Below are 22,622 nucleotides of genomic sequence, written 5' to 3' on the forward strand. Positions count from 1 at the left end.
CGTTTTCTTGATGTGGCTGTGGATGTTCGACACCTTCTTTCACCGACAGGAGTTTCTCGATGAACCATTACGTTACCCCCGACCTGTGTGACGCCTACCCGGACCTGGTGCAGGTGCTGGAGCCGATGTTCGCCAACTTTGGGGGCCGGGACTCCTTCGGTGGGCAGATCGTGACCGTCAAGTGTTTTGAGGACAACTCCCGGGTCAAGGAACAGGCCGAGCTGGACGGCACTGGCAAAGTGCTGGTGGTCGACGGTGGTGGTTCGCTGCGTTGCGCCTTGCTGGGCGACATGATCGCTGATCGAGCCGCAAAGAATGGTTGGGAGGGCTTGGTGATCTACGGTTGTGTGCGTGACGTTGATGTACTGGCGCAGACCCACCTGGGCGTGCAGGCCCTGGCCAGCCACCCTAAAAAGAGTCATCGCCAGGGTGTGGGTGACGTGGGCGGGGCCGTGACCTTTGCCGGCGTGACATTGCGTCCAGGCGAATATGTCTATGCCGATAATAATGGCGTGATTGTTTCGCCAAGCCCTTTGAAAATGCCTGAATAACTGCAGCAGCCGACAGGGGTGAGGATGTTCGAGGAAGAAAACGCGCAGTGGGGGCTGGTGCATGCCCTGGTGCTGGACGGTAAAGGCGGTGCGCGTTCAATTGCCCGGACTGAGCTTGACGAGCTGCAACTGCAGCCTCAGGAAAGCCTGTGGCTGCATTGGGATCGCAGTCATCCCCAGACCCAGACCTGGTTGCGCAAATCCAGTGGCCTGAGCGAGTTTGCCTGTGACCTGCTGCTGGAGGAGAACACCCGCCCGCGTTTGCTGCCGTTGCCGGACGACGAATTGCTGCTGTTTCTGCGCGGGATCAACCTTAATCCTGGGGCTGAGCCGGAAGACATGGTGTCGGTGCGTATCTTTGCTTCGGCTGGCCGGGTCATCTCCCTGCGTCTGCGGCCATTGCGCGCCACCGACGAGTTGCTGGTGCAGTTGGCGGATGGTAAAGGCCCCAGGACTGCTTCCGAGCTGATCCTGTACATGGCGCAGTACCTGACCCATAAAGTGCAGGATCTGGTCAGTGACCTGTCTGAAATCGTCGATATCGAAGAAGAAAAACTCGATACCGACGAACGGTATACCCCGGAGCATGGCAGTGTCCTGCAGATCCGTCGGCGTGCCGCCGCGCTCAAGCGTTTTTTGGCGCCGCAGCGCGATATTTTCGCGCAACTGACACGCATAAAACTGCCATGGTTTGCCGATGACGATGCCGACTATTGGAATGAATTGAATAACAGCCTGACCCGTTACCTGGAAGAGCTGGAACTGAGCCGGGAGCGCGTGGGGCTGGTGCTGGAGGCCGAGGATCGGCGTTTGAGCGTGCGCATGAACCGCACCATGTACCGCTTCGGGATCATCACCGGGATCTTTTTGCCGATGAGTTTTCTGACAGGGTTGCTGGGGATCAACGTGGGCGGAATTCCGTTCTCCGAGAGCCCATATGGTTTCGCGCTAGCGTGCCTGTTGATGGTCTCGGTGGCCCTTGGGCAGTGGTGGTTGTTTCGACGTTTACGCTGGGTTTGACCTGAACGTGACCTGAACGGCGGGAGAGGTCATGTGACCCGACGAATTTTGCCCTCGTCTTTTAACTCACTTGCGAGAGGTCCCTATGCACGATCCGTTTGAACAGTCTCTGCGTGACATGCTTAATGCTTCGCCGTCCAACCGTGACGACGACGCTTGCCTGGGCCGCGTACTGAAAACTGCCAACCGCCAGGTAGGTGCGGGCGATCTGTTTGGTCTGCTCGGCCGCTGGGTGCCGGCATTGATGATGGCCCTGAACAATGGTTCGGCCCACGTATCACCTGTTTCTCGTCGTAAACCTATTGCTCGCACTGCTGATAAGGCTGATTGAATATGGAACTTGATCTCTGGACGCAGAGTCTGGTCACTGCAATGACTGCGTTGTGGACCAAGGTGGCGAATTTCATTCCCAACCTGTTTGGTGCGCTGGTGTTGGTGCTACTGGGTTTTGTCGTGGCCAAGTTGCTCGACACCCTGCTCTCAAAATTGCTCGCCAAGCTGGGCCTCGATCGCCTGATGGCCGGCACCGGATTGACCAAGCTGCTGGGGCGTGCCGGGCTGCAAGTGCCGATCTCGACACTGATCGGCAAGATCGTCTATTGGTTTGTTTTGCTGATTTTTCTGGTTTCTGCGGCGCAATCACTTGGACTTGAGCGAGTTTCAGCTACGCTCGACATGCTGGCGCTGTATTTGCCGAAGGTATTCGGCGGCGCGTTGGTGTTGCTGGTGGGGGTTTTGCTGGCGCAACTGGCCAATGGGCTGGTACGCGGCGCTGCCGAAGGAGTGGGCCTGGACTATGCCAGCGGCCTGGGGCGAATCGCCCAGGGGCTGGTAATCATCATCAGTATTTCGGTGGCGATCAGCCAGTTGGAGGTCAAGACTGACCTGCTCAACCATGTGATCGTGATCGTTTTGATTACCGTTGGTCTGGCCGTTGCACTGGCCATGGGGTTGGGAAGCCGGGGAATTGCCGGTCAGATTCTTGCGGGAATCTATGTGCGTGAGTTGTATCAGGTTGGGCAACACGTGCGTGTTGGCGAGGTCGAAGGGCAGATTGAAGAGATCGGTACGGTGAAAACCACGGTGCTGACCGATGATGGCGAACTAGTGTCGCTGTCCAATCGGGTTCTGCTGGAACAGCAGGTCAATAGCCGCTAACCCGGTAAACCCTGCTAATGTACGCCGCCGCAAACCTGGGTATCCAGGCTGTGGCGGACATTGACCTGACTGTCGGCACGACTTGTTTTGAATAAAGCCCAAACGCTGTCCACGCGCTATGACCCCCGTGAGCTCTCTGATGAGGAGTTGGTCGCGCGCTCGCACACGGAGCTGTTTCACGTAACACGCGCGTACGAAGAATTGATGCGCAGGTATCAACGCACTCTGTTCAACGTTTGTTCAAGATATTTAGGGAACGATCGTGATGCGGATGATGTCTGTCAGGAAGTGATGCTCAAGGTGTTGTATGGCCTGAAGAACTTCGAGGGTAAATCGAAGTTCAAAACCTGGCTCTACAGCATCACGTACAACGAGTGCATCACGCAGTATCGTAAGGAACGGCGAAAGCGTCGCTTGATGGACGCATTGAGCCTGGACCCCCTTGAGGAGGCGTCTGAAGAAAAGACGCCGGCACCCGAGGAGAAGGGCGGGCTTGATCGCTGGTTGGTGCATGTGAATCCAATTGACCGGGAAATTCTGGTGCTACGATTTGTCGCAGAACTGGAATTTCAGGAAATTGCTGACATTATGCATATGGGTTTGAGTGCTACAAAAATGCGTTACAAACGTGCTCTTGATAAATTGCGTGAGAAATTTGCGGACAGTACTGAAACTTAGTTCGGTGCAAATATCTCTTACGTGTAGGCAAGTTCTGTTAGACTTGTCGCCGAGTTGTCCCCCGGTATGTGGGACTGCTTTACAATCACCAGATGGGGATTTAACGGATGAAACTGAAAAACACCTTGGGCTTGGCCATTGGTTCTCTTATTGCCGCTACTTCTTTCGGCGTTCTGGCACAAGGCCAAGGCGCAGTTGAAGGCGAGCTGTTCTACAAGAAGCAGTACAACGATAGCGTCAAGCACATCGAAGACGGCTTCAATCCTGGCGCTCGCATCGGTTACTTCCTGACCGACGACCTGTCCTTGAACCTGTCCTACGACAAGACCAACCACACCCGTTCGACTGACGGTACTGGCAACCAGAAGATCAAAGGTGATACCGGCAGCCTCGTTGCTCAGTACCACTTCGGTCAAGCTGGCGTCGACTCCCTGCGTCCATACGTAGAAGGTGGTTTCGGTCACCAGAGCCGTGGCAACGTACGTGCTGATGGCCACACTGGTCGCGATCAGACTACTTTCGCTACCGTTGGTACCGGCGTTAAGTACTACTTCACCAACAACCTGTACGCTCGTGCCGGTGTTGAAGCTGACTACGGTCTGGACAACGGCAAGTGGGACTACTCCGCACTGGTCGGCCTGGGCGTAAACTTCGGCGGTAACGCTGGCGCAGTTGCTCCAGCTCCTACCCCAGCACCAGCTCCAGAGCCAGTTCCAGAGCCAGAAGCTCCGGTTGCTCAGGTTGTTCGTGTTGAGCTGGACGTGAAGTTCGACTTCGACAAGGCCGTTGTTAAGCCTAACAGCTACGGCGACGTGAAAAACCTGGCCGACTTCATGAAGCAGTACCCAGCTACCAACGTAGAAGTTGCTGGTCACACTGACTCCGTCGGTCCAGACGCCTACAACCAGAAGCTGTCCCAGCGTCGTGCTGACGCTGTTAAGAAAGTCCTGGCCAATGATGGCGTTGAAGCCAACCGCATCACCGCGGTAGGTTACGGCGAATCCCGCCCAGTTGCTGACAACGCAACTGAAGCTGGTCGTGCTGTTAACCGTCGTGTAGAAGCGTCGGTTGAAGCTCAAGCTCAGTAATTACTGAGTGGTAGAAAAAAGCCCGGCTTAGGCCGGGCTTTTTTTCGCCTGCCATTTGCCTCAGGCGCTGGCCTGCAAGGCGACCTCTACCACGTTGCCCGCTACTGCTCCGATCACCAGGATCGCCGGGCTCTTCAAGGCAAACGCCTTGGCATCCTCCTGCATGTGCGCCAGGGAGCTGCGGCACTCACGCTGCTGGGGCAGCGAGGCGTTCTCGATCATCGCCACCGGCATACCAGGGGCCATGCCCCCTTCGAGCAATTGCCGGGCAATCTCTGAAAGCTTCGCCACACCCATGTACACCACCAGTGTCGTGCCACCCTCGGCCAATGCCCGCCAATTGAGGCGGCTGTCGTCCTGGGTATGGGCGGTGACAAGCGTTACGCCGCGACTGATTCCCCGCAACGTCAGCGGTATGTCGCAGTTTGTGGCACCCGCCAGCCCCGCCGTGATGCCATTGACCAACTCCACGCTCACCCCTCGATCTCTCAGCCAACTCGCCTCTTCGCCGCCGCGCCCAAAAATGCACGGATCGCCGCCTTTCAGGCGCACCACACATTTGCCCTGGCGTGCATAACGCAGCATCAAGCGGTGAATGAAGTCCTGGGGCGTAGAACGACATCCCCCGCGCTTGCCGACGGTTATCACCCGCGTACCGGGGCAATGCTCAAGTACCGCAGGGTTGACCAAGTCATCAATCAGTACCACATCGGCCTCGTGCAGGGCCCGTACCGCCTTGAGGGTCAACAACTCCGGATCACCTGGGCCTGCGCCCACCAGCCAGACTTTTGCGTTCATAGGTATTGCCCTCACACACTGATAGCGATTGGCTGCGAGGTGCTCGCCAATAGCCGTTTGATTTCGGGCACGCAGGAGCCACATTGCGTACCGCAGCCCAACGCTTGTTTCAGCCCATCCAGATCCAAACCACGGCCGATGCCGGCGCATATCGCGCTTTCACTGACGTTCTTGCAGTTGCAGAGGGTTCTGTTGCTGGTCATTTCACCACCAGGTGGCGCACTCAGCGGTGCCAGCAGCCAACGGCGCAATTGCTCGTCGGCCCGACCTTCCAGCCATAGGCTTTGCAGCCAGTGGCGGGCGAGGGTTTCGCCGGCCAGGCGGATCGCGGTAATCCGGCCTTTCTCGATTTTTACCCGTTTGCCGATGGAGCGCCGCGGGTCGTCATAGGCCATGACCGGGCCGTCATTAAGGCCCAGCAGTTGGTCGATGGCCTTGAGCAGTTGCAGGTCCGGCGCCTCGCTATGTGCCGCGCGTACCAGCAGGGCAGGCCGTTCGCGCCCGGCCAGGCTCAGGCTGACATAGGCAAAACCCTCGCACAGGGGGCGCAAGGCTTCGAAATGTTGCTGCACATCGCCCTCGATCAGCGCGAACAAGTGCCAGGGCAATTGCACGGCTTCCAGGCGCACGCCGCTGTGCTTGAGTTCCGGCTGTTTCGACAGTGGATCGAACGCCGGCTGGGTCAGGGCGTTGACGCCGCCCTTGAGGAAGCGATCGCCCCAATGCATCGGCAGGAACGCCTGGCCGGGGCGCACGCTGTCATCACTGCTCACCGCCAAGATCACATTGCCACGACGGCTCTTGAGGTTGACCAGGTCGCCTTCCTTGAAACGATGCCGACGCAATTCGTCCGGATGCAGGCTGAGCAACGCTTCGCTGACGTGCCCGAAAAGTTGCGCCGCCGTGCCGGTACGGCTCATGCCGTGCCATTGGTCACGCAGGCGGCCGGTGATCAGGGTCAGGGGAAAGCGCGCATCACGCTGCTCCTTGGCGGCGCGATAAGGGTCGGCGACAAACCGCGCCCGCCCATTGGCGGTTGGGAAGATACCGTCGGTGTACAAGCGTGCCGTGCCGGCCTGGGCCTCTGCGGGAAACGGCCATTGCTGCGGGCCGATCCGGTCGAGCAGCGCGTGGCTGAGGCCTGACAGGTCCAGGTCTTGGCCACGAGTCAGCTGTTTGTATTCATCAAACACCTGCGCGGGGTTTTCGAAGGTGAACAGGCCGGTTTTCTGCGGGCGCAAGCGGCGTTCCAGGCGCTGGGCGAAATCCACAGTGATTGCCCAGTCCGGTCGCGCTTCGCCCGGTGGGGTGATGGCCTGGCGGACGTGGGAAATGCGCCGCTCGGAATTGGTCACCGTGCCGTCCTTCTCGCCCCAACTGGCTGCCGGCAGCAACAGGTCGGCAAAGGCCGCGGTTTCGGTAGTGCGAAAGGCCTCTTGCAATACCACGAACGGGCACGCGGCCAAGGCCAGACGCACGCTGTTCTGGTCCGGCATTGATTGCGCCGGGTTGGTACAGGCGATCCACAATGCCTTGATCTTGCCGGCCTGCACCTGCTCGAACAGTTCGATGGCGGTCAAGCCGGTGCTGGATGGCAGTTGCTCAACCCCCCAATAAGCGGCGACTTGGGCGCGGTGCTCGGCGTTGCCGGCGTCGCGATGGCCCGGTAGCAGGTTCGACAGGCTGCCGGTTTCCCGCCCGCCCATGGCATTCGGTTGGCCGGTCAGGGAAAAGGGCCCGCAACCTGGGCGGCCAAGGGTGCCGGTGGCCAGGTGCAGGTTGATCAATGCACTGTTTTTCGCGCTGCCGGCAGTGGACTGGTTCAACCCCATGCACCACAAAGACAGGAAACTCGGCGAGGTGCCGACCCACTCAGCACACTGGCGCAGTTGTTCGACGCTGATCCCGCACAATTGCGTGACCATCTGCGGCGTGTAGTCATGCACCAGCCGTTTCAGCTCGACCAAACCCTCGGTATGGGCCTGGATAAAGTCGCGGTCGATCCAGTCTTCCCACAGCAACAGATGCAAAATCCCATGGAACAACGCCACATCAGTCCCCGGCAGGATCGCCAGGTGCATATCCGCCAGGTCGCAGGTGTCGGTGCGTCGGGGATCGATGACCAGCACCTTCATGTCCGGTCGGCGCGCCTTGGCTTCTTCCAGCCGGCGAAACAGTACCGGGTGGGCGTAGGCCATGTTACTGCCGACGATCATCACGCAATCGCTGGCCTCCAGATCCTCATAGCTGCACGGTGGCGCATCGGCACCCAGGCTGCGCTTGTAGCCGACCACCGCCGAGGACATGCACAGCCTGGAATTGCTGTCGATATTGTTGGTGCCCACCAGGGCCCGTGCGAGTTTGTTGAAACTGTAGTAGTCCTCGGTCAACAGTTGCCCGGAGATATAGAACGCCACGCTGTCGGGGCCATGCTCGGTGATGGTATCGGCGAACACATTGGCCGCGTGTTCCAGGGCCGTGTCCCAGTCGGTGCGGCTACGGGCCAGGCCTTTGCCCAGGCGCAGTTCCGGGTACAACGCCCGCGCCGACCGGTCGCCGGTCAGGTGCAGGGTGGAGCCCTTGCTGCACAGTTTGCCGAAGTTGGCCGGGTGCGCCGGATCGCCGCTGACCCCGAGGATCTGCGTGCCATCATGTTCGATCAGCACGCCGCAGCCGACCCCGCAGTAGCAGCAGGTCGATGCGGTGACCTGGCGGTTCATCAACCGGCGTCCCGCAGGGCCAGCATCACCCGGCCGTTTTCCACCCGGGCGTGGTGATGGTGGGCGCAGCCGATATCCGGGGCCTGGGCTTCGCCGGATGCCAGGTCGATCTGCCAGTTGTGCAGCGGGCAGGCCACGCGTTTGCCATAGATCAGCCCCTGGGACAGTGGGCCGCCCTTGTGCGGGCAGCGGTCGTCGAGGGCGAAAACCTCGTCGTCACTGGTACGAAAAATCGCGATTTCCCCTTTCGGGCCGCTGATGATGCGCGAGCCCAGGGCGTTGATTTCTTCGAGGGCGCAGATATCCAGCCAGTTCATAGCACTACCTCCAGCTGTTTGACGGCGATGGTGTCGAATTCCTTTTTCAGCAATGGCTGCTCCAGGCGCTCTTTCCACGGGTCCTGTTCAAACGACAGGGAAAATTGCAGGCGCTCATTGAGGGCCTGGCGCCGCGCCGGGTCTTCCAGCACGGCCTTCTTGATGTGGTCCATGCCGACCCGTTGCAGGTAATGCACGGTGCGCTCCAGGTAGAAGGCTTCTTCGCGGTACAGCTGTAGGAAAGCGCCGTTGTACTCACGCACTTCCTCGGCGGTCTTGAGCTTGACGAAAAATTCCGCGACCTCGGTCTTGATCCCGCCATTGCCACCGATATACATCTCCCACCCCGAGTCGACGCCGATTATTCCCACGTCCTTGATCCCGGCTTCCGAGCAGTTGCGCGGGCACCCGGACACCGCCAGCTTGACCTTGTGGGGCGACCACATATTGAACAGGTCATGCTCAAGCTCAATGCCCAGTTGCGTGGAGTTCTGCGTGCCGAAACGGCAGAACTCGCTGCCGACACAGGTCTTCACGGTGCGGATGGATTTGCCGTAGGCATGCCCGGACGGCATATCGAGGTCTTTCCAGACCCCGGGCAGGTCCTGTTTCTTGATGCCCAGCAAGTCGATGCGCTGGCCGCCAGTGACCTTGACCATTGGCACGTTGTACTTGTCGGCCACATCGGCAATCCGCCGCAGCTCGGCAGGATTGGTCACACCGCCCCACATCCGTGGGACTACCGAGTAGGTGCCGTCTTTCTGAATATTGGCGTGGGCCCGTTCGTTGATCAGGCGCGATTGCGGGTCGTCCTTGGCTTCGCCTGGCCAGGTGGAGATCAGGTAGTAGTTCAAGGCCGGGCGGCAGGTGGCGCAGCCGTTGGGCGTGCGCCAGTTGAGGTAGCCCATGGTGTCGGCGATGGTCAGCAGGTGCTGGTCGCGGATGGCCTTGCGGATTTGCCCGTGGTTGAGGTCGCTGCAACCGCAGATGGCTTTTTCGCTTTTGGGCTTGACGTCGGCGGCGCCGCCCACGGTATTGATCAGGATCTGCTCCACTAGCCCGGCGCAGGAGCCGCAGGAACTGGCGGCCTTGGTGTGTTTTTTTACCTCATCGACGCTGAACAGGCCCTGTTCCTGGATCGCCTTGACGATGGTGCCCTTGCACACCCCGTTACAGCCGCAGACTTCGGCGCTGTCGGCCATGCTCATGGCTTTGTCCTGGCCTTGGTGGCCTACATCGCCCAAGGCGTTTTCGCCGAACATCAGGTGGTCGCGGATCTCGCCAATGCCATGGTTCTCACGGATCTGCCGGAAATACCAACCGCCGTCGGCGGTATCGCCGTACAGGCAGGCGCCGACCAGTATGTCGTCCTTGATCACCAGCTTCTTATAGACGCCGCCAATGGGGTCGGAAAGGGTGATGGTCTCGGTGCCTTCGCCGCCCATGAAGTCGCCAGCAGAAAACAGGTCGATGCCGGTGACTTTGAGCTTGGTCGAGGTCACCGAGCCTTTGTAGGTGGCGAAGCCCAACTGCGCCAGATGGTTGGCACACACCTTGGCCTGTTCGAACAGCGGTGCCACCAGGCCGTAGGCAATCCCACGATGGCTGGCGCACTCGCCGATGGCATAGATGCGCGGGTCGTAGGTTTGCAGCGTGTCGTTGACCAGGATCCCACGGTTGCACGGGATGCCAGACCGTTCCGCCAGTTCGGTGTTGGGGCGGATACCGGCGGCCATCACCACCAGGTCGGCCGGAATCACTTCGCCATTTTTGAACTGCACCGAGCCCACGCGGCCATTGCCGGCGTCATGCAGGGCCTGGGTCTGTTCGCACAGGCGAAACACCAGGCCCCGGCTTTCCAGTTCGGTTTGCAGCAACTGGCCGCTGGTCTTGTCCAGCTGGCGTTCCAGCAGCCATTCGCCGATATGCACCACGGTCACGTGCATGCCGCGCAGCATCAGGCCATTGGCGGCTTCCAGGCCCAGCAGGCCGCCGCCGATGACCACCGCGTGCTTGTGGGTTTTGGCGGTGTCGATCATGGCCTGGGTATCGGCGATGTCGCGGTAGCCAATCACGCCCTGCAAGGTGTTGCCGGGGATCGGCAGGATAAACGGGGTCGAACCGGTGGCGATCAGCAGGCGATCGTACTCGGCCTCGGTGCCGTCTTCGGCGATGACTTTGCGCTTGACCCGGTCGATCTGCACCACCTTGCGGTTGAGCAGCAGCTTGATGTTGTTTTGTAGGTACCAGTCCAGGTCGTTGAGCACGATCTCTTCGAACGTCTGCTCGCCGGCCAGTACCGGCGAGAGCAGGATGCGGTTGTAGTTGGTGTGGGGCTCGGCACCAAACACCGTGATGTCGTACAGCTCGGTGCTCAGTTTCAGCAGTTCTTCAAGGGTGCGAACCCCGGCCATGCCGTTGCCGATCATCACCAGTTTGAGTTTCTTCATGTCGTTCTCCGCAGTGGCTCGACAAATCACGCGCAAACAAAAAAGGCGCCCCGCTAGTTGCCTAGCGAGGACGCCTTTGTCCTGGTCCCGTTCTCTCGGGAGAGCCCCACCTTCGTCGTTGAAGGGTGGGCTGTATGTGGGGGTGTTGCAGGAGCTAATGCAGCGGTTGTGCCAAGTCGTGAAAAGCCGGATTTACTGAGGTTCTGGCGGCTGCCACAAGGCTGTTTCGCACCATTTAAAGGCGCGATGCCCACAACTGGCGCGTCGACCTCCTGTAGGCGCCGGCTTGCCGGCGAAGGACGTTAACGATAACGCGAGGTACCTGGATGAATACGGTGATTGTGGGTTTTGCGCCGGCAAGCTGGCTCCTACAGGGATAACAGATACAGCAACAGCAGATTGATCAGCAGCGACACCAACGCCAGGGTTTGCCAGACCTTCAGCGGTTCGCGTTCCAGCAGCGGCCGCGGGCGCAGGCTCAGTTCGCGGCGGTCGGCCTGTTCCAGTACCAGCAGCCATTGCTCGGCGGTTTCGTAACGCTGATCTGCTTGCGCGGCCACCGAGCGTTCCAGGCTTTGCTGCAACCAATCGGGCAGGTCCGGCCGGTAGCGGCTGGCGTTGACCGGCGTGTTGAACCGGGGCCGCTGGAAAGCTTCGATCTCACCGTAGGGATAATGCCCGGTGAGCAGGTAATACAGGCTCACACCGGCGCTGTACAAATCCTGCTGCGGGGTCGGACGTTCGCCGCTGAAGGCTTCGGGCGCGATAAAGCTGGGTGTGCCCGGCAACAGGTGAGCGCGGTCTTCGGACAACCCAGGGCAATAGGCCAGGCCAAAATCCAGCACCCGCAGTTCGCCGTCATCGCCCAGCAGCAGGTTTTCCGGTTTGATGTCGCGGTGCAGGATTTGCCGGCGATGCAGCATGCCCACTGCCCGCAGCAAGCGTTCGGCAATGGATTGCCACTGCGCCAGTGGCAACGGGCCTTGCCGCTGGAACAGCTGCGCCAGGGTTTGCCCGCTGTATTCACGCATCACGTAGTACAAATGCTGACGCCCGCCGCCCAGATGGACTTCAGGAAATGCCCGCCCGGCCACCCTGCGCAGAAACCATTCCTCCGCGAGCAGGGCCTGGGCGGCATCGTGGTCATCATCGTGGTCAGGGGGCAGGGTCTTGAGCAGCCAGGGTTGCTGCTGGGCATCCCGCACCCGGTACAGCAACGACTGGCGACTGTGTGCCCGCAGGCATTCCACCTGCCAGCCTTCGAAGGATTGCCCGGCCTTCAACAGTGGCGGCAATGGCCACTGTTGCAACTGCACCAGTGCATCGCCCAGGGTCGCGGCGCCGAGTCGGTCGATGCGCACCAGCAGGGCGCTGGCGTTGTCCTGACTACCTGCCAGGTGCGCGGCGTTGACCAGCGTATTGACGGCCACGTCCAAGTCGGCCTGTTCGCGCAGGATCGCGCGGATGCTGTGGTCGGCGAGGGTCGCCCACACACCATCGCTGAGCAGCAGGAAACATTCGCCCTGGCGCAGTTCACCGTCGAGAAAATCCACCACCAGATGCTGGTCCAGGCCCAGGGCGCGCTTGAGCACATGCTGCATGCCGGGTTGCTCCCAGACATGCTCTTGAGTGATGCGCTGCAACTCACCGTCAAACCAGCGATACACCCGGCAATCACCAACATGGGCCAGGGTAAAGCGCTGGCCGCGAAACACCAGGGCGCTAAGGGTGGTCAGCAACGGTTGGCCGCCGCCATTGGCCTGCAGCCAGCGATTCTGTGCCAGCAACAGCCGCTCCAGGGCCTGGGCCACGCCCCAGGTCTGTGGCGTGGCGTAGTAATCCAGGGCCAGGGCCTGCACGGTCGAGCGCGCGGCCAGGCCGCCGTCGGCGCATTGGCTGACGCCATCGGCGATAGCACACAGATAGCCTTTGCTGGCGGCCAGTTCCGGAGCCGGCGTGACCAGGCGCAGGGCGTCCTGGTTTTCCGCGCGCGGCCCGATGGCGCTGGCCTGGGCCACGCTCAGTTGCAGGCTCATCAGACCCGCGCGGCGGTGACGGCAGCCGAACCCCAGGTGGTCCTCCAGCGGCGCTTCACGCCATACAGGCCGAACCACGCCAGCACGCCCAGGCTGGCGAATAGCCACAGTGCCAACTGGTAGCTGCCGGTGCTTTGCTTGATCGCGCCCATGCCCGCTGCCAGGGCGAAACCGCCGATACCGCCGGCCATGCCGATCAGCCCGGTCATCACGCCAATCTCGCGGCGAAAGCGCTGGGGCACCAGTTGGAATACCGCACCGTTACCGGCGCCCAGGCCGAGCATGGTGCACACGAAAAGTGCCAGTGCCGCGTAGGAACTCGGTAGGTTGAAGCCCACTGCGGCGATGCACACGGCCGCCACGCCGTACATGCCCAGCAGGGTGCGGATCCCGCCGAAACGGTCAGCCAGGGCGCCGCCCAGGGGCCGCATCAGGCTGCCGCCGAACACGCAGGCGGCGGTGTAGTAACCAGCGGTGACCGGGCTCAGGCCGTATTGGTCGTTGAAGTAGCCGGGCAGGGCGCTGGCCAGGCCGATGAAACCACCGAAGGTCACGCTGTAGAAGAACATGAACCACCAACTGTCGCGGTCGCCCAGGGCCTTGAAATAGTCGGCCATGGATTTGGCTTTGGGTCGCTCAGGCGCATTGCGTGCCAGCCAGGCGAACACGATCAAAGTCAGGATCAGCGGGATCAGGGCAAAGCCGAACACGTTGGTCCAGCCAAATGCGGCGGCGATCAGCGGTGCCAGTAGCGCGGCGAAAACCGTGCCGGAGTTGCCGGCACCGGCGATGCCCATGGCCTTGCCCTGGTGTTCGGCGGGGTACCACTGGGAGGCCAGCGGCAGGGCGACGGCAAACGAGGCCCCGGCCATGCCGAGGAACAGCCCTAGCAGCAACGCCTGTTCATAACTGTGGATCCCCAGTTTCCAGGCACAGAACAGCGCCACAATCACGATCACCTGGCCGATCAGGCCGGCAGTCTTGGGCGACAGCTTGTCCGCGAGCATACCCATCAAGAAGCGCAGGATCGCCCCTGCCAGGATCGGCGTGGCGACCATCAGCCCGCGTTGCTGGGTGGTCAGTTGCAGGTCGGCGGCGATCTGCACCGCCAGCGGGCCCAATAGGTACCAGACCATGAAACTCAGGTCGAAATACAGGAACGCGGCAAACAAGGTCGGGGTGTGCCCGGATTTCCAGAAGCTTGATTTCATCACGCACCTCAGATTGGGGATCTTGTAGAAGGCCTGGTGATGGAACGGCCAGCGAAGGCCGCCCCATCCAAACGAAAAAACGCCGCCACCGGGTTCGCCTGGGCAAACCGGATGTGCGACGTCTTTGTCGTGGAGGGGCAACCGCCGTTGGCTACCTGTGGTGTTTAGTTAGCAAGTCTTGCGCCAACCGTGACATTGCCCTCGCGGGCAGGCCCGTTCCCACCTTGGGCGATTGCGGTTGTGTGGCTCAGCCTAGCAATTCACTCATGGCAATAATCTGCTCCGCCACCTGGATCAACTTCTGCTGGCGGCTCATGGCCTGGCGGCGCATCAGGGTGTAGGCCTGTTCCTCATTGCAGTCCTTCATTTTCATCAGCAAGCCCTTGGCCAGCTCGATGCGCTTGCGTTCCGCCAGTTGCTGGTCGCGGGCCAGTAGTTGCGCGCGCAAGGCCTGGTCGCTCTCGAAGCGCGCCATGGCGACATCAAGGATCGGTTGCAGGCGCTGGGCCTGGATGCCTTCGACGATGTAGGCGCTGACCCCGGACTTGATCGCCTGGCGCATTACCCCGGGATCATGTTCGTCGGTAAACATCACGATGGGCCGCGGCTGGTCGCGGCTGACCAGCACCACTTGCTCCATCACATCGCGCCCGGGTGATTCGGTATCGATCAGAATCACGTCCGGGCGCACCGTTTCGACGCGCGCCGGCAGGTCGATGGTAAGGCCGGACTCGTCGATTACCTCAAAGCCGGCCTCGGTCAGCGCGCTCTTGAGGCGCCCGACTTTGCGTGGGGTGTCATTGATCAGCAGGATTCGCAACATGGGTGGCCTCCGGTCAGCGCAAGGCGTGGCGGACGACATCGTCGGCCAGGGCATTCAGGCGGAAACTGCGGGCATAACCGGCCGGGTCCGAGCCGTCCCAGACCTTGCCGTCGATCAATTGGCTGCTGCGCATCTGCGTGTCCATGGCCGCCACGCCCACGGCGCTTGCGGCCTGGCGATAGAGATCCAGTTGTTGCACCTGGCGGGCCACGGCGAGGTAATCGGGGTCTTCCCGCAAAAGGCCCCAGCGGCGGAACTGGGTCATGAACCACATGCCATCGGACAGGTACGGCAGGTTGACCTCGCCCTCGCCATGGAAGCGCAGCGCGTGCGCGTCCTGCCAGTGGTTGCCCAGGCCGTCGGCATAGGCGCCCAGCAGCCGTGGCTCGATGCAGTCGAGCGGGGCGTCCAGGTACTCCCGGGCGCTCAGCAGTTGCGCGGTGGAACGTCGGTTTTCGATGCTGTCGTCGATAAAGCGGCTGGCTTCCAGGACCGCCATCACCAGCACCCGGGCGGTGTTGGGGTACTGCTCGACAAACGCCTGGGTGCAGCCCAGGACTTTCTCCGGGTGGTCCGGCCAGATCGCCTGGCTGGTGGCGAGGGTAAAACCCTGGTGCTGTTGCGCCGCGCTGGCGCACCAGGGTTCGCCGACACACAGGCCGTCGATCCGCCCGGCTTGCAGGTGCGCGACCATCTGCGGCGGCGGCACTACCACACTGTCCACATCCCGCAATGGATGAATGCCCTGGCTAGCCAGCCAGTAATACAACCACATGGCGTGGGTGCCGGTAGGAAACGTCTGGGCGAAGGTCAGTTTTGTCCGGCTTTGGTGCACCTTGCGCGCCAGTGCCTCAGGACTGGTCACGCCCTGTTGTTGCAGGCCCTGGGACAAGTTGATGCCCTGGCCGTTCTGGTTCAGGCCCATCAGCACCGCCATGTCGGTCGGCGCAACGCCGCCGATGCCCAGGTGCACCGCATAGATCAGGCCGTACAGGCTATGGGCGGCGTCGAGTTCGCCGCTGACCAGCTTGTCCCGCAGGCCGGCCCAGGATGACTGGCGCTTGAGGTTTAGCGTCAGGCCGTAGGGCTGGGCAAACCCCTGGGTCGCCGCGACCACCAGTGAGGCACAATCGCTCAGGGCCATGAAGCCCAGGTCGAGGCTGCTCTTTTCCGGGGCATCGCTGCCGTTGACCCAGGCCAGAGGGTTGTTGGCCTGGCTGTTGCCGAGCTGATCACTCATCTACACCTACCTTCTGTATGAAAAAAGGCGTCGTCATGCCAGGCGGCATGCAAGCCGCGGCAGGTAACGACGCCTTTGTCTGTGAGCCCGTTCCGGCGTTGGCGCGGGCTGCGCTGGGTAGGGCAAAGCAAGGCACATGCCACGGCGCCCGGGCGAGTGGTGGTTGATCAGGTTTTCATCAAGATTGCACCCGGGTGGGCTTTCACTATGGCGCTCTTTCACGCAACACCGTCCAGGAAACCCGGCGTGCTCCTTGATCGATCTAACGCAACGACCTGTCGTGGCTTTTTACAGCGCTGGCTGCTGGGCGGTCTGTTGATGCTCAATGCCTTACCGGCCATGGGCGAGTCCTATCTGATGTGGGACGAAAGCCTACAAGGCTTCTTCAGACGGCTTGCGGTGCCCCTGGGCCAGCCCATCGTGGTCAGCAAACTGGCGGCGGGCAAGCGCATTACCGGGCATTTTGATTTTGCCCATGCACAAGCGGTCCTGGAGAGCGTGGCGTTACAGCACGATCTGATCTGGTACAGCGACGGCCAGGTGCTGCATCTCTACGACGCCAGCGAGGCCAAGAGTTCCGGGGTGACCCTGCGCTACATGACCGTCGACCGATTGCGCCAGGTCATGCGCCGCGCGGGGCTCGAAGAGGCGCGTTACCCCCTGCGCAAGGCCGGCGCCCGATTGTTTTATGTGTCGGGGCCCGCCAATTACGTCGACCACGTCCTGCGCCTGGCCCAGTTGATGGATCGCCCGCGCCCGGCGCGACGCGAGGCCCCGCCTGAAGTGGGCGTAGTCCAGGTGCAGAATGCCGACGTCTCGGACCGTCGGTATGACATGGGCTCGCAGACCATCACCGTGCCGGGTGTCGCCACGCTGCTCGAGAAACAGCTCGCCACGCTGGGGCGCAAGGCCGGCACCGGCGCGGTGGTAATCGCCTACCCAGAGACCAACAGCCTGCTGGTCAAAGGCAGTGAGCAGCAGTTGAGGCTGATCAAAAAACTGGTGGCTGAGCTGGACACACCCGCGCATTCCGTCACTTCGACGCCCTTGAGTGCCGAGCAATACGAGCGTGTGCGGCGTGCATTTGCGCGGATCGCCGAGCCGTAGCGGGGTTTGTACAGACTTCGAAAGTTCCTACGCAACACTCCCGGAAAACTTCGAAGCAGCGGGCTTTTTCCTAACGTGAAACTGGCTGCGGGTTTCTATAGTCGCCCTATCTCCCAGACGGTGCGCTATGGAAAATCAGGGCGCCGTGAATGTCCGCAGACAGGTACAGAGGTTTGAATGGTTGTTGCAGTTGAGGGCTTGATGGCGGCGTCCCTCGCCTTTGGTCATTGGAGGTTGCAGGCGGATGGCAGGTTGACCACTGAAGGTCGCGACATTCAGCTACCACCCAAGGAATGTCACGTGTTGCGCCTGTTGCTGGCCACGCCCGGCGTGCTGGTCAGCAAGGACCACCTGCTGGAGCAGGTCTGGCCCCATACCGATATCGCCGAAGAATCCCTGACCCGGTGCATCTACGCGCTGCGCAAGCAGTTGGAGGGCGACCGGGCGTTGATCGCGACCGTGTATGGCCGCGGTTATCGCTTCAATGGCCGGGTGCGTGTGATCGAGCCACCTGGCCCGGCGCAGGCGGCGGGCAAAGCGCCCCGTGCGTGCCCTGCCTGTGGATGGTATGGCGAGCGGGCATGAAACGCGCCTGCCGGCTGGGACTGTTGTTGCTTTGCCTGGGCGGGGCAGGCGAAGCCCGGGCTTACTGCTGGGCCGAGGCCGCTCGTCAATACGATATCGAGCCGGAACTGTTGCAGGCGATTGCCGCTGTGGAGTCCGGCTACCGTGCCGAGGCCATGAACTACAGCAATAACAACGGCACCTATGATATTGGCCTGATGCAAATCAACAGCATCCATCTGCCTCGCCTGCTCAAGCAGGGCATTACCGAGCAGCGCCTGTTGGATGAGCCCTGTCTGTCGGTCGAGGTGGGGGCCTCGATCCTGGCCGGCTTCATCAAGCAGTTTGGCTACAACTGGACTGCCGTGGGCGCCTATAACGTCGGGCCTGGGGCGGGGGCCGAGCGTGACGCGTTGCGCTTGCGCTACGCGCAGAAGATCTGGAGCCGCTATGAAGAGTTGATGGCCCATCGCAATGGATGATCGACCGGCGGTGTGCCATGCCTCGCACGGACCCGCCACCCCGGCTATAATCGCCGCCACCTTTTGCCGCCATCCGAGTCAAGCCCGCCCATGTATACCCTGGCCCGCCAGCTGTTGTTCAAACTCTCCCCGGAAACTTCCCACGATCTGTCCCTGGACCTGATCGGCGCGGGTGGCCGCCTGGGGCTCAATGGCCTGGTGTGCAAGGCGCCGGCGAAGATGCCGGTGTCGGTGATGGGGCTCGATTTTCCCAACCCGGTGGGCCTGGCGGCTGGCCTGGACAAGAATGGCGCGGCCATCGATGGCTTCGCGCAGTTGGGGTTCGGTTTTGTCGAGATCGGCACCGTCACGCCGCGCCCGCAGCCGGGCAATCCCAAGCCGCGCATTTTCCGCCTGCCGGAAGCCGAGGCGATCATCAACCGCATGGGCTTCAACAACCTGGGGGTTGACCACCTGCTGTCCCGGGTACAGGCCGCCAAGTACAAGGGCATCCTCGGGATCAATATCGGCAAGAACTTCGATACCCCGGTGGAGCGTGCGGTGGATGACTACCTGACTTGCCTGGACAAGGTCTACGCCCACGCCAGCTATGTGACAGTCAACGTCAGTTCGCCCAACACCCCGGGCCTGCGCAGCCTGCAATTTGGCGATTCCCTCAAGCAGCTGCTCGAAGCCCTGCGCCAGCGCCAGGAAGACCTTGCGGTACGCCACGGCAAGCGCGTGCCGTTGGCCATCAAGATCGCCCCGGACATGAGCGACGAAGAAACCGTGCTGGTGGCCCAGGCTCTGGTGGATTCGGGGATGGACGCGGTGATTGCGACCAACACCACCCTCAGCCGTGTCGGCGTTGAAGGCCTGGCCTACGGTGACGAAGCCGGTGGCCTTTCCGGTGCGCCAGTGCGTGACCAGAGCACCCATATCGTCAAGGTGCTGGCGGCCGAACTGGCCGGCCGTTTGCCGATCATCGCCGTGGGCGGGATCACAGAAGGCAAGCACGCTGCCGAGAAAATCGCCGCAGGGGCCAGCCTGGTGCAGTTGTATTCCGGGTTTATCTACAAGGGGCCAGCGCTGATTCGCCAATCGGTCGACGCTATCGCGGCGCTCCCCAAATCCTGAGCCCCTGTAGGAGCCGGCCCATAAAAAAGGGCTCCTCGAAGGAGCCCCTGGGCCGAAGCCCGCCGCCCGGATGGGGCGTGCGTGGTTAAGTCGTTACATTCTTCAAGGTGGTTGTCGGAATTAAGTGCCCTGATTATTAGCCGACGGCGTGAAGTTCGTTGAGTCTGTGGATCCCCGCAGTGCCGGTCATACCGTCCCAATTGTCGCCGCGTCCTTCGCGCCAGCCGTTAATCCAGGCTTGGCGTACCGACGGTAGAGTAAAGGGGCAAAGCTCACGGGATTTGCCATGAACGCCATACTGATATCCGCGTAAAAATGCTCTTTCCAACGGATCACGCTTAAGTCTTCTCATAGGGTGTTTCCCTCACTTGTTGACTGTCTTGATATCCTTCGACCTCATCCGAGGCCGGGCAGAGTTTTTCTGCCGTTGGTGTGGCTCGCTGCCGGCGTGGCGAGCCTCTGTGTCAGCGTCGTTGCGGCGCTAACCTGTGTTGAGTTCTAACCAATAGGTCACATGGATTCAATGATCGTTTTGTCATAAGCACGTAACGATAACGATGCTATAGCCATAAGCTGGGATGGCTTTTCGCCCCATTTACAGGGCAAAGCCAGCTATGATGTGCCCTGTATAGAGGATGGGTTTAATCCTTTAGTGAGAATACCCGCCGCTTGCAGTCGGTTATTATTCGACGAAGGGTCAGAATATTTCATTTTGTTGCACAAATTATCTCTCTGCCCCGGCAATCAAGGCCAATAGGCCAGGAGACCGGGGTGGAACGGCACACATTCGTGCCACGCGAGCGCTCTTCAAGAAAAGCGCTTGATTGAAAACCGAACGCGCGATGCGTCGCCCGTTCACTTATTGCTGAAAAGCCTGGAATGCCCATGTCGGACCGTTACGAACTCTTCCTCACTTGCCCCAAGGGCCTCGAAGGCCTGCTGATCGAGGAAGCCGTCGGGCTTGGCCTTGAAGACGCGCGCGAGCACACCTCGGCCGTGCGCGGCATGGCCGACATGGAAACCGCCTACCGCCTGTGCCTCTGGTCGCGCCTGGCCAACCGTGTGTTGCTGGTGCTCAAGCGCTTCCCGATGAAGGATGCCGAAGACCTGTACCACGGCGTGCTGGATATCGAATGGCAAGACCATATGGTCCCTGATGGCACCCTCGCGGTGGAATTCAGCGGCCATGGCTCGGGTATCGACAACACTCACTTCGGCGCGCTGAAGGTCAAGGATGCGATTGTCGACAAGCTGCGTACCCCGACCGGCGAACGTCCGTCCATCGACAAGATCAACCCCGACCTGCGCATTCACCTGCGCCTGGACCGTGGCGAAGCGATCCTCTCCCTTGACCTGTCCGGCCATAGCCTGCACCAGCGCGGTTACCGCTTGCAGCAGGGTGCGGCACCGTTGAAGGAAAACCTCGCGGCGGCAATTCTGATTCGTGCGGGCTGGCCGCGCATTGCCGCTGAAAACGGCGCGTTGACTGACCCGATGTGCGGCGTCGGCACTTTCCTGGTCGAAGGCGCGATGATCGCCGCCGACATGGCCCCCAACCTCAATCGCGAACAGTGGGGCTTCACCGCCTGGCTCGGCCACGTGCCGGCCTTGTGGAAAAAACTGCACACCGAGGCCAGCGAGCGTGCGGCTATCGGCATGAACAAGCCACCACTGTGGATCCGTGGCTACGAAGCCGATCCGCGTCTGATCCAGCCCGCGCGCAACAACATCGAGCGCGCCGGCCTGAGCCACTGGATCAAGATCTACCAGGGTGAAGTCGGCACCTTCGAACCGCGCCCCGACCAGAACCAGAAAGGCCTGGTCATCTGCAACCCGCCGTACGGCGAGCGCCTGGGTGATGAAGCCAGCCTGTTGTACCTCTACCAGAACCTTGGCGAGCGTCTGCGCCAGGCGTGCATGGGCTGGGAAGCGGCGGTGTTCACCGGCGCGCCAGACCTGGGCAAGCGCATGGGTATCCGCAGCCACAAGCAGTACTCGTTCTGGAACGGCGCCTTGCCGTGCAAGCTGCTGCTGATCAAGGTCAACCCGGACCAGTTCGTCACCGGCGAGCGCCGCACCCCGGAACAGCGCCAGGCCGAACGTGAGCAAGCCGCTTACGACCAGGCCCCGACCGAGCCGCAAGAGCGCCAGTACAATAAGAACGGTAACCCGATCAAACCCGCGCCGGCACCGGCTCCGGTGGTCGAGCAGGCGCGCTTGAGCGAAGGCGGGCAGATGTTTGCCAACCGCCTGCAAAAGAACCTCAAGTTGCTAGGCAAGTGGGCCAAGCGCGAGGGTGTGGATTGCTACCGTGTGTACGACGCCGATATGCCGGAATACTCCATGGCTATCGATCTGTACCACGATTGGGTGCACGTCCAGGAATACGTGGCACCCAAATCCATTGACCCGGAAAAAGCCTCGGCGCGCATGTTCGATGCCCTGGCCGCAATTCCCCAGGCGCTGAACATCGACAAGAACCGTGTGGTGGTCAAGCGCCGCGAGCGCCAGAGCGGCACCAAGCAGTACGAGCGCCAGAGTGCCCAGGGCAAGTTCACGGAAGTCAGCGAAGGCGGGGTGAAGTTGCTGGTCAACCTGACCGATTACCTGGACACCGGTCTGTTCCTCGACCACCGCCCGATGCGCATGCGCATCCAGAAAGAAGCCGCCGGCAAGCGCTTCCTCAACCTGTATTGCTACACCGCCACTGCCAGTGTGCACGCGGCCAAAGGCGGTGCGCGCAGCACCACCAGCGTCGATTTGTCGAAAACCTACCTGGACTGGGCACGTCGCAACCTGTCCCTCAATGGCTTCTCCGACAAGAACCGCCTGGAGCAGGGTGATGTGATGGCGTGGCTGGAAGCCAGTCGTGATGAGTTCGACCTGATCTTCATCGATCCGCCAACCTTCTCCAACTCCAAGCGCATGGAAGGCGTGTTTGACGTCCAGCGTGACCACGTGCAGTTGTTGGACCTGGCCATGGCCCGCTTGGCGCCGGGCGGGGTGCTGTATTTCTCCAACAACTTCCGCAAGTTCCAGTTGGAAGACAACCTGGGCGAGCGCTATGCCGTCGAGGAAATCAGCGACAAAACCATCGATCCGGATTTCGCCCGTAACCCGAAAATCCACCGCGCCTGGAAAATCACCGCACGCTGATCGACCTTGAAGCCGCGAGCCTGGATTTTTCCGGGCTCGCGGCTTTTTTGCGCTGGTCAAAAGTGGGCTCGATGGCTATAACTATTCTCTTAGCCAAAGTGGCGCCC

The 22,622-nt window shown here is 61.2% G+C and carries 20 protein-coding genes; 11 read left to right on the forward strand and 9 right to left on the reverse strand.

Going from position 1 to position 22,622, the window contains the following annotated elements:
* Positions 1-59: 59 nt before the first annotated feature.
* From rraA to HBO12_RS23040, 6 genes are all read left to right on the forward strand, one after another.
* Positions 60-551, forward strand: coding sequence for a ribonuclease E activity regulator RraA (gene rraA / locus HBO12_RS23015; protein WP_170043307.1), 492 nt, complete (start codon positions 60-62; stop codon positions 549-551).
* Positions 552-575: 24 nt separating this feature from the next.
* Entirely contained in the window at positions 576-1,571 is a 996-nt protein-coding gene (locus HBO12_RS23020) for a zinc transporter ZntB (protein WP_170043308.1), read from the forward strand.
* Positions 1,572-1,656: 85 nt separating this feature from the next.
* Positions 1,657-1,902, forward strand: a complete 246-nt coding sequence (locus HBO12_RS23025) for a hypothetical protein (RefSeq protein ID WP_038442312.1) — start codon at positions 1,657-1,659, stop codon at positions 1,900-1,902.
* Between the two features lie 2 nt (positions 1,903-1,904).
* The gene (locus HBO12_RS23030; protein ID WP_169954242.1) at positions 1,905-2,729 is read left to right on the forward strand and encodes a mechanosensitive ion channel family protein; all 825 of its coding nucleotides are present in this window, start codon (positions 1,905-1,907) and stop codon (positions 2,727-2,729) included.
* An 87-nt stretch (positions 2,730-2,816) separates the two neighbouring features.
* Positions 2,817-3,407, forward strand: coding sequence for an RNA polymerase sigma factor SigX (sigX, locus tag HBO12_RS23035; RefSeq protein WP_038442311.1), 591 nt, complete (start codon positions 2,817-2,819; stop codon positions 3,405-3,407).
* 107 nt (positions 3,408-3,514) lie between these two features.
* Positions 3,515-4,495, forward strand: coding sequence for an OmpA family protein (locus tag HBO12_RS23040; protein ID WP_169954241.1), 981 nt, complete (start codon positions 3,515-3,517; stop codon positions 4,493-4,495).
* Positions 4,496-4,555: 60 nt separating this feature from the next.
* Here the strand turns inward: HBO12_RS23040 and cobA are convergent, their stop codons facing one another.
* The 8 genes from cobA to HBO12_RS23080 form a co-directional block, all read right to left on the reverse strand.
* On the reverse strand, positions 4,556-5,293 hold the full coding sequence (cobA, locus tag HBO12_RS23045) for a uroporphyrinogen-III C-methyltransferase (protein ID WP_170043309.1): 738 nt from the start codon (positions 5,291-5,293) through the stop codon (positions 4,556-4,558).
* A gap of 11 nt (positions 5,294-5,304) precedes the next feature.
* Positions 5,305-8,013, reverse strand: a complete 2,709-nt coding sequence (locus HBO12_RS23050) for a nitrate reductase (RefSeq protein WP_170043310.1) — start codon at positions 8,011-8,013, stop codon at positions 5,305-5,307.
* The gene (nirD, locus tag HBO12_RS23055; protein WP_169954238.1) at positions 8,013-8,330 is read right to left on the reverse strand and encodes a nitrite reductase small subunit NirD; all 318 of its coding nucleotides are present in this window, start codon (positions 8,328-8,330) and stop codon (positions 8,013-8,015) included. Before nirD ends, HBO12_RS23050 begins: the two co-directional genes overlap by 1 nt.
* Entirely contained in the window at positions 8,327-10,780 is a 2,454-nt protein-coding gene (gene nirB / locus HBO12_RS23060) for a nitrite reductase large subunit NirB (RefSeq protein WP_170043311.1), read from the reverse strand. The genes nirD and nirB overlap by 4 nt, the downstream gene beginning before the upstream one ends.
* 368 nt (positions 10,781-11,148) lie before the next feature.
* Positions 11,149-12,816: a bifunctional protein-serine/threonine kinase/phosphatase gene (locus tag HBO12_RS23065; RefSeq protein WP_170043385.1), complete on the reverse strand. Its 1,668-nt coding sequence runs from the start codon at positions 12,814-12,816 to the stop codon at positions 11,149-11,151.
* Positions 12,816-14,027, reverse strand: a complete 1,212-nt coding sequence (locus HBO12_RS23070; protein ID WP_169954236.1) for a nitrate/nitrite transporter — start codon at positions 14,025-14,027, stop codon at positions 12,816-12,818. The genes HBO12_RS23065 and HBO12_RS23070 overlap by 1 nt, the downstream gene beginning before the upstream one ends.
* 247 nt (positions 14,028-14,274) lie before the next feature.
* Positions 14,275-14,850, reverse strand: coding sequence for an ANTAR domain-containing response regulator (locus tag HBO12_RS23075; RefSeq protein WP_038442299.1), 576 nt, complete (start codon positions 14,848-14,850; stop codon positions 14,275-14,277).
* A gap of 13 nt (positions 14,851-14,863) precedes the next feature.
* Positions 14,864-16,090, reverse strand: coding sequence for a CmpA/NrtA family ABC transporter substrate-binding protein (locus HBO12_RS23080; RefSeq protein WP_170043312.1), 1,227 nt, complete (start codon positions 16,088-16,090; stop codon positions 14,864-14,866).
* A 246-nt stretch (positions 16,091-16,336) separates the two neighbouring features.
* Between HBO12_RS23080 and HBO12_RS28635 the strand changes: the two genes are divergently transcribed.
* The 4 genes from HBO12_RS28635 to HBO12_RS23100 all read left to right on the forward strand — a co-directional run bounded on the left by HBO12_RS28635 (position 16,337) and on the right by HBO12_RS23100 (position 19,359).
* A complete protein-coding gene (locus HBO12_RS28635; RefSeq protein WP_346343192.1) occupies positions 16,337-17,197 on the forward strand; it encodes a secretin N-terminal domain-containing protein in 861 nt (286 codons plus the stop codon).
* Positions 17,198-17,374: 177 nt separating this feature from the next.
* On the forward strand, positions 17,375-17,782 hold the full coding sequence (locus HBO12_RS23090; RefSeq protein ID WP_169954233.1) for a winged helix-turn-helix domain-containing protein: 408 nt from the start codon (positions 17,375-17,377) through the stop codon (positions 17,780-17,782).
* Positions 17,779-18,243 carry a transglycosylase SLT domain-containing protein gene (locus tag HBO12_RS23095; RefSeq protein WP_169954232.1) on the forward strand — a complete coding sequence of 155 codons (465 nt, stop codon included), beginning with the start codon at positions 17,779-17,781 and terminating at the stop codon, positions 18,241-18,243. Before HBO12_RS23090 ends, HBO12_RS23095 begins: the two co-directional genes overlap by 4 nt.
* A gap of 90 nt (positions 18,244-18,333) precedes the next feature.
* Positions 18,334-19,359, forward strand: a complete 1,026-nt coding sequence (locus tag HBO12_RS23100; protein WP_169954231.1) for a quinone-dependent dihydroorotate dehydrogenase — start codon at positions 18,334-18,336, stop codon at positions 19,357-19,359.
* A 136-nt stretch (positions 19,360-19,495) separates the two neighbouring features.
* Here the strand turns inward: HBO12_RS23100 and rmf are convergent, their stop codons facing one another.
* Complete coding sequence (rmf, locus tag HBO12_RS23105; RefSeq protein ID WP_002553055.1) at positions 19,496-19,711, reverse strand: ribosome modulation factor; 216 nt, start codon at positions 19,709-19,711, stop codon at positions 19,496-19,498.
* A 533-nt stretch (positions 19,712-20,244) separates the two neighbouring features.
* Here rmf and rlmKL point away from each other — a divergent pair.
* A complete protein-coding gene (gene rlmKL / locus HBO12_RS23110) occupies positions 20,245-22,515 on the forward strand; it encodes a bifunctional 23S rRNA (guanine(2069)-N(7))-methyltransferase RlmK/23S rRNA (guanine(2445)-N(2))-methyltransferase RlmL (protein WP_170043314.1) in 2,271 nt (756 codons plus the stop codon).
* The last annotated feature ends 107 nt before the right edge of the window (positions 22,516-22,622 follow it).

Source organism: Pseudomonas sp. WS 5059 (assembly GCF_012985525.1).
Taxonomy (GTDB): Bacteria; Pseudomonadota; Gammaproteobacteria; order Pseudomonadales; family Pseudomonadaceae; genus Aquipseudomonas.

Bases quoted from the DNA above. Each gene is read 5' to 3' on its own strand.
- rraA (WP_170043307.1), top strand. From the start codon at position 60: ATGAACCATTACGTTACCCCCGACCTGTGTGACGCCTACCCGGACCTG.
- HBO12_RS23020 (WP_170043308.1), top strand. From the start codon at position 576: ATGTTCGAGGAAGAAAACGCGCAGTGGGGGCTGGTGCATGCCCTGGTG.
- HBO12_RS23025 (WP_038442312.1), top strand. From the start codon at position 1,657: ATGCACGATCCGTTTGAACAGTCTCTGCGTGACATGCTTAATGCTTCG.
- HBO12_RS23030 (WP_169954242.1), top strand. From the start codon at position 1,905: ATGGAACTTGATCTCTGGACGCAGAGTCTGGTCACTGCAATGACTGCG.
- HBO12_RS23040 (WP_169954241.1), top strand. From the start codon at position 3,515: ATGAAACTGAAAAACACCTTGGGCTTGGCCATTGGTTCTCTTATTGCC.
- cobA (WP_170043309.1), bottom strand. From the start codon at position 5,293: ATGAACGCAAAAGTCTGGCTGGTGGGCGCAGGCCCAGGTGATCCGGAG.
- HBO12_RS23050 (WP_170043310.1), bottom strand. From the start codon at position 8,013: ATGAACCGCCAGGTCACCGCATCGACCTGCTGCTACTGCGGGGTCGGC.
- nirD (WP_169954238.1), bottom strand. From the start codon at position 8,330: ATGAACTGGCTGGATATCTGCGCCCTCGAAGAAATCAACGCCCTGGGC.
- nirB (WP_170043311.1), bottom strand. From the start codon at position 10,780: ATGAAGAAACTCAAACTGGTGATGATCGGCAACGGCATGGCCGGGGTT.
- HBO12_RS23065 (WP_170043385.1), bottom strand. From the start codon at position 12,816: ATGAGCCTGCAACTGAGCGTGGCCCAGGCCAGCGCCATCGGGCCGCGC.
- HBO12_RS23070 (WP_169954236.1), bottom strand. From the start codon at position 14,027: ATGAAATCAAGCTTCTGGAAATCCGGGCACACCCCGACCTTGTTTGCC.
- HBO12_RS23075 (WP_038442299.1), bottom strand. From the start codon at position 14,850: ATGTTGCGAATCCTGCTGATCAATGACACCCCACGCAAAGTCGGGCGC.
- HBO12_RS23080 (WP_170043312.1), bottom strand. From the start codon at position 16,090: ATGAGTGATCAGCTCGGCAACAGCCAGGCCAACAACCCTCTGGCCTGG.
- HBO12_RS23090 (WP_169954233.1), top strand. From the start codon at position 17,375: ATGGTTGTTGCAGTTGAGGGCTTGATGGCGGCGTCCCTCGCCTTTGGT.
- HBO12_RS23095 (WP_169954232.1), top strand. From the start codon at position 17,779: ATGAAACGCGCCTGCCGGCTGGGACTGTTGTTGCTTTGCCTGGGCGGG.
- HBO12_RS23100 (WP_169954231.1), top strand. From the start codon at position 18,334: ATGTATACCCTGGCCCGCCAGCTGTTGTTCAAACTCTCCCCGGAAACT.
- rmf (WP_002553055.1), bottom strand. From the start codon at position 19,711: ATGAGAAGACTTAAGCGTGATCCGTTGGAAAGAGCATTTTTACGCGGA.
- rlmKL (WP_170043314.1), top strand. From the start codon at position 20,245: ATGTCGGACCGTTACGAACTCTTCCTCACTTGCCCCAAGGGCCTCGAA.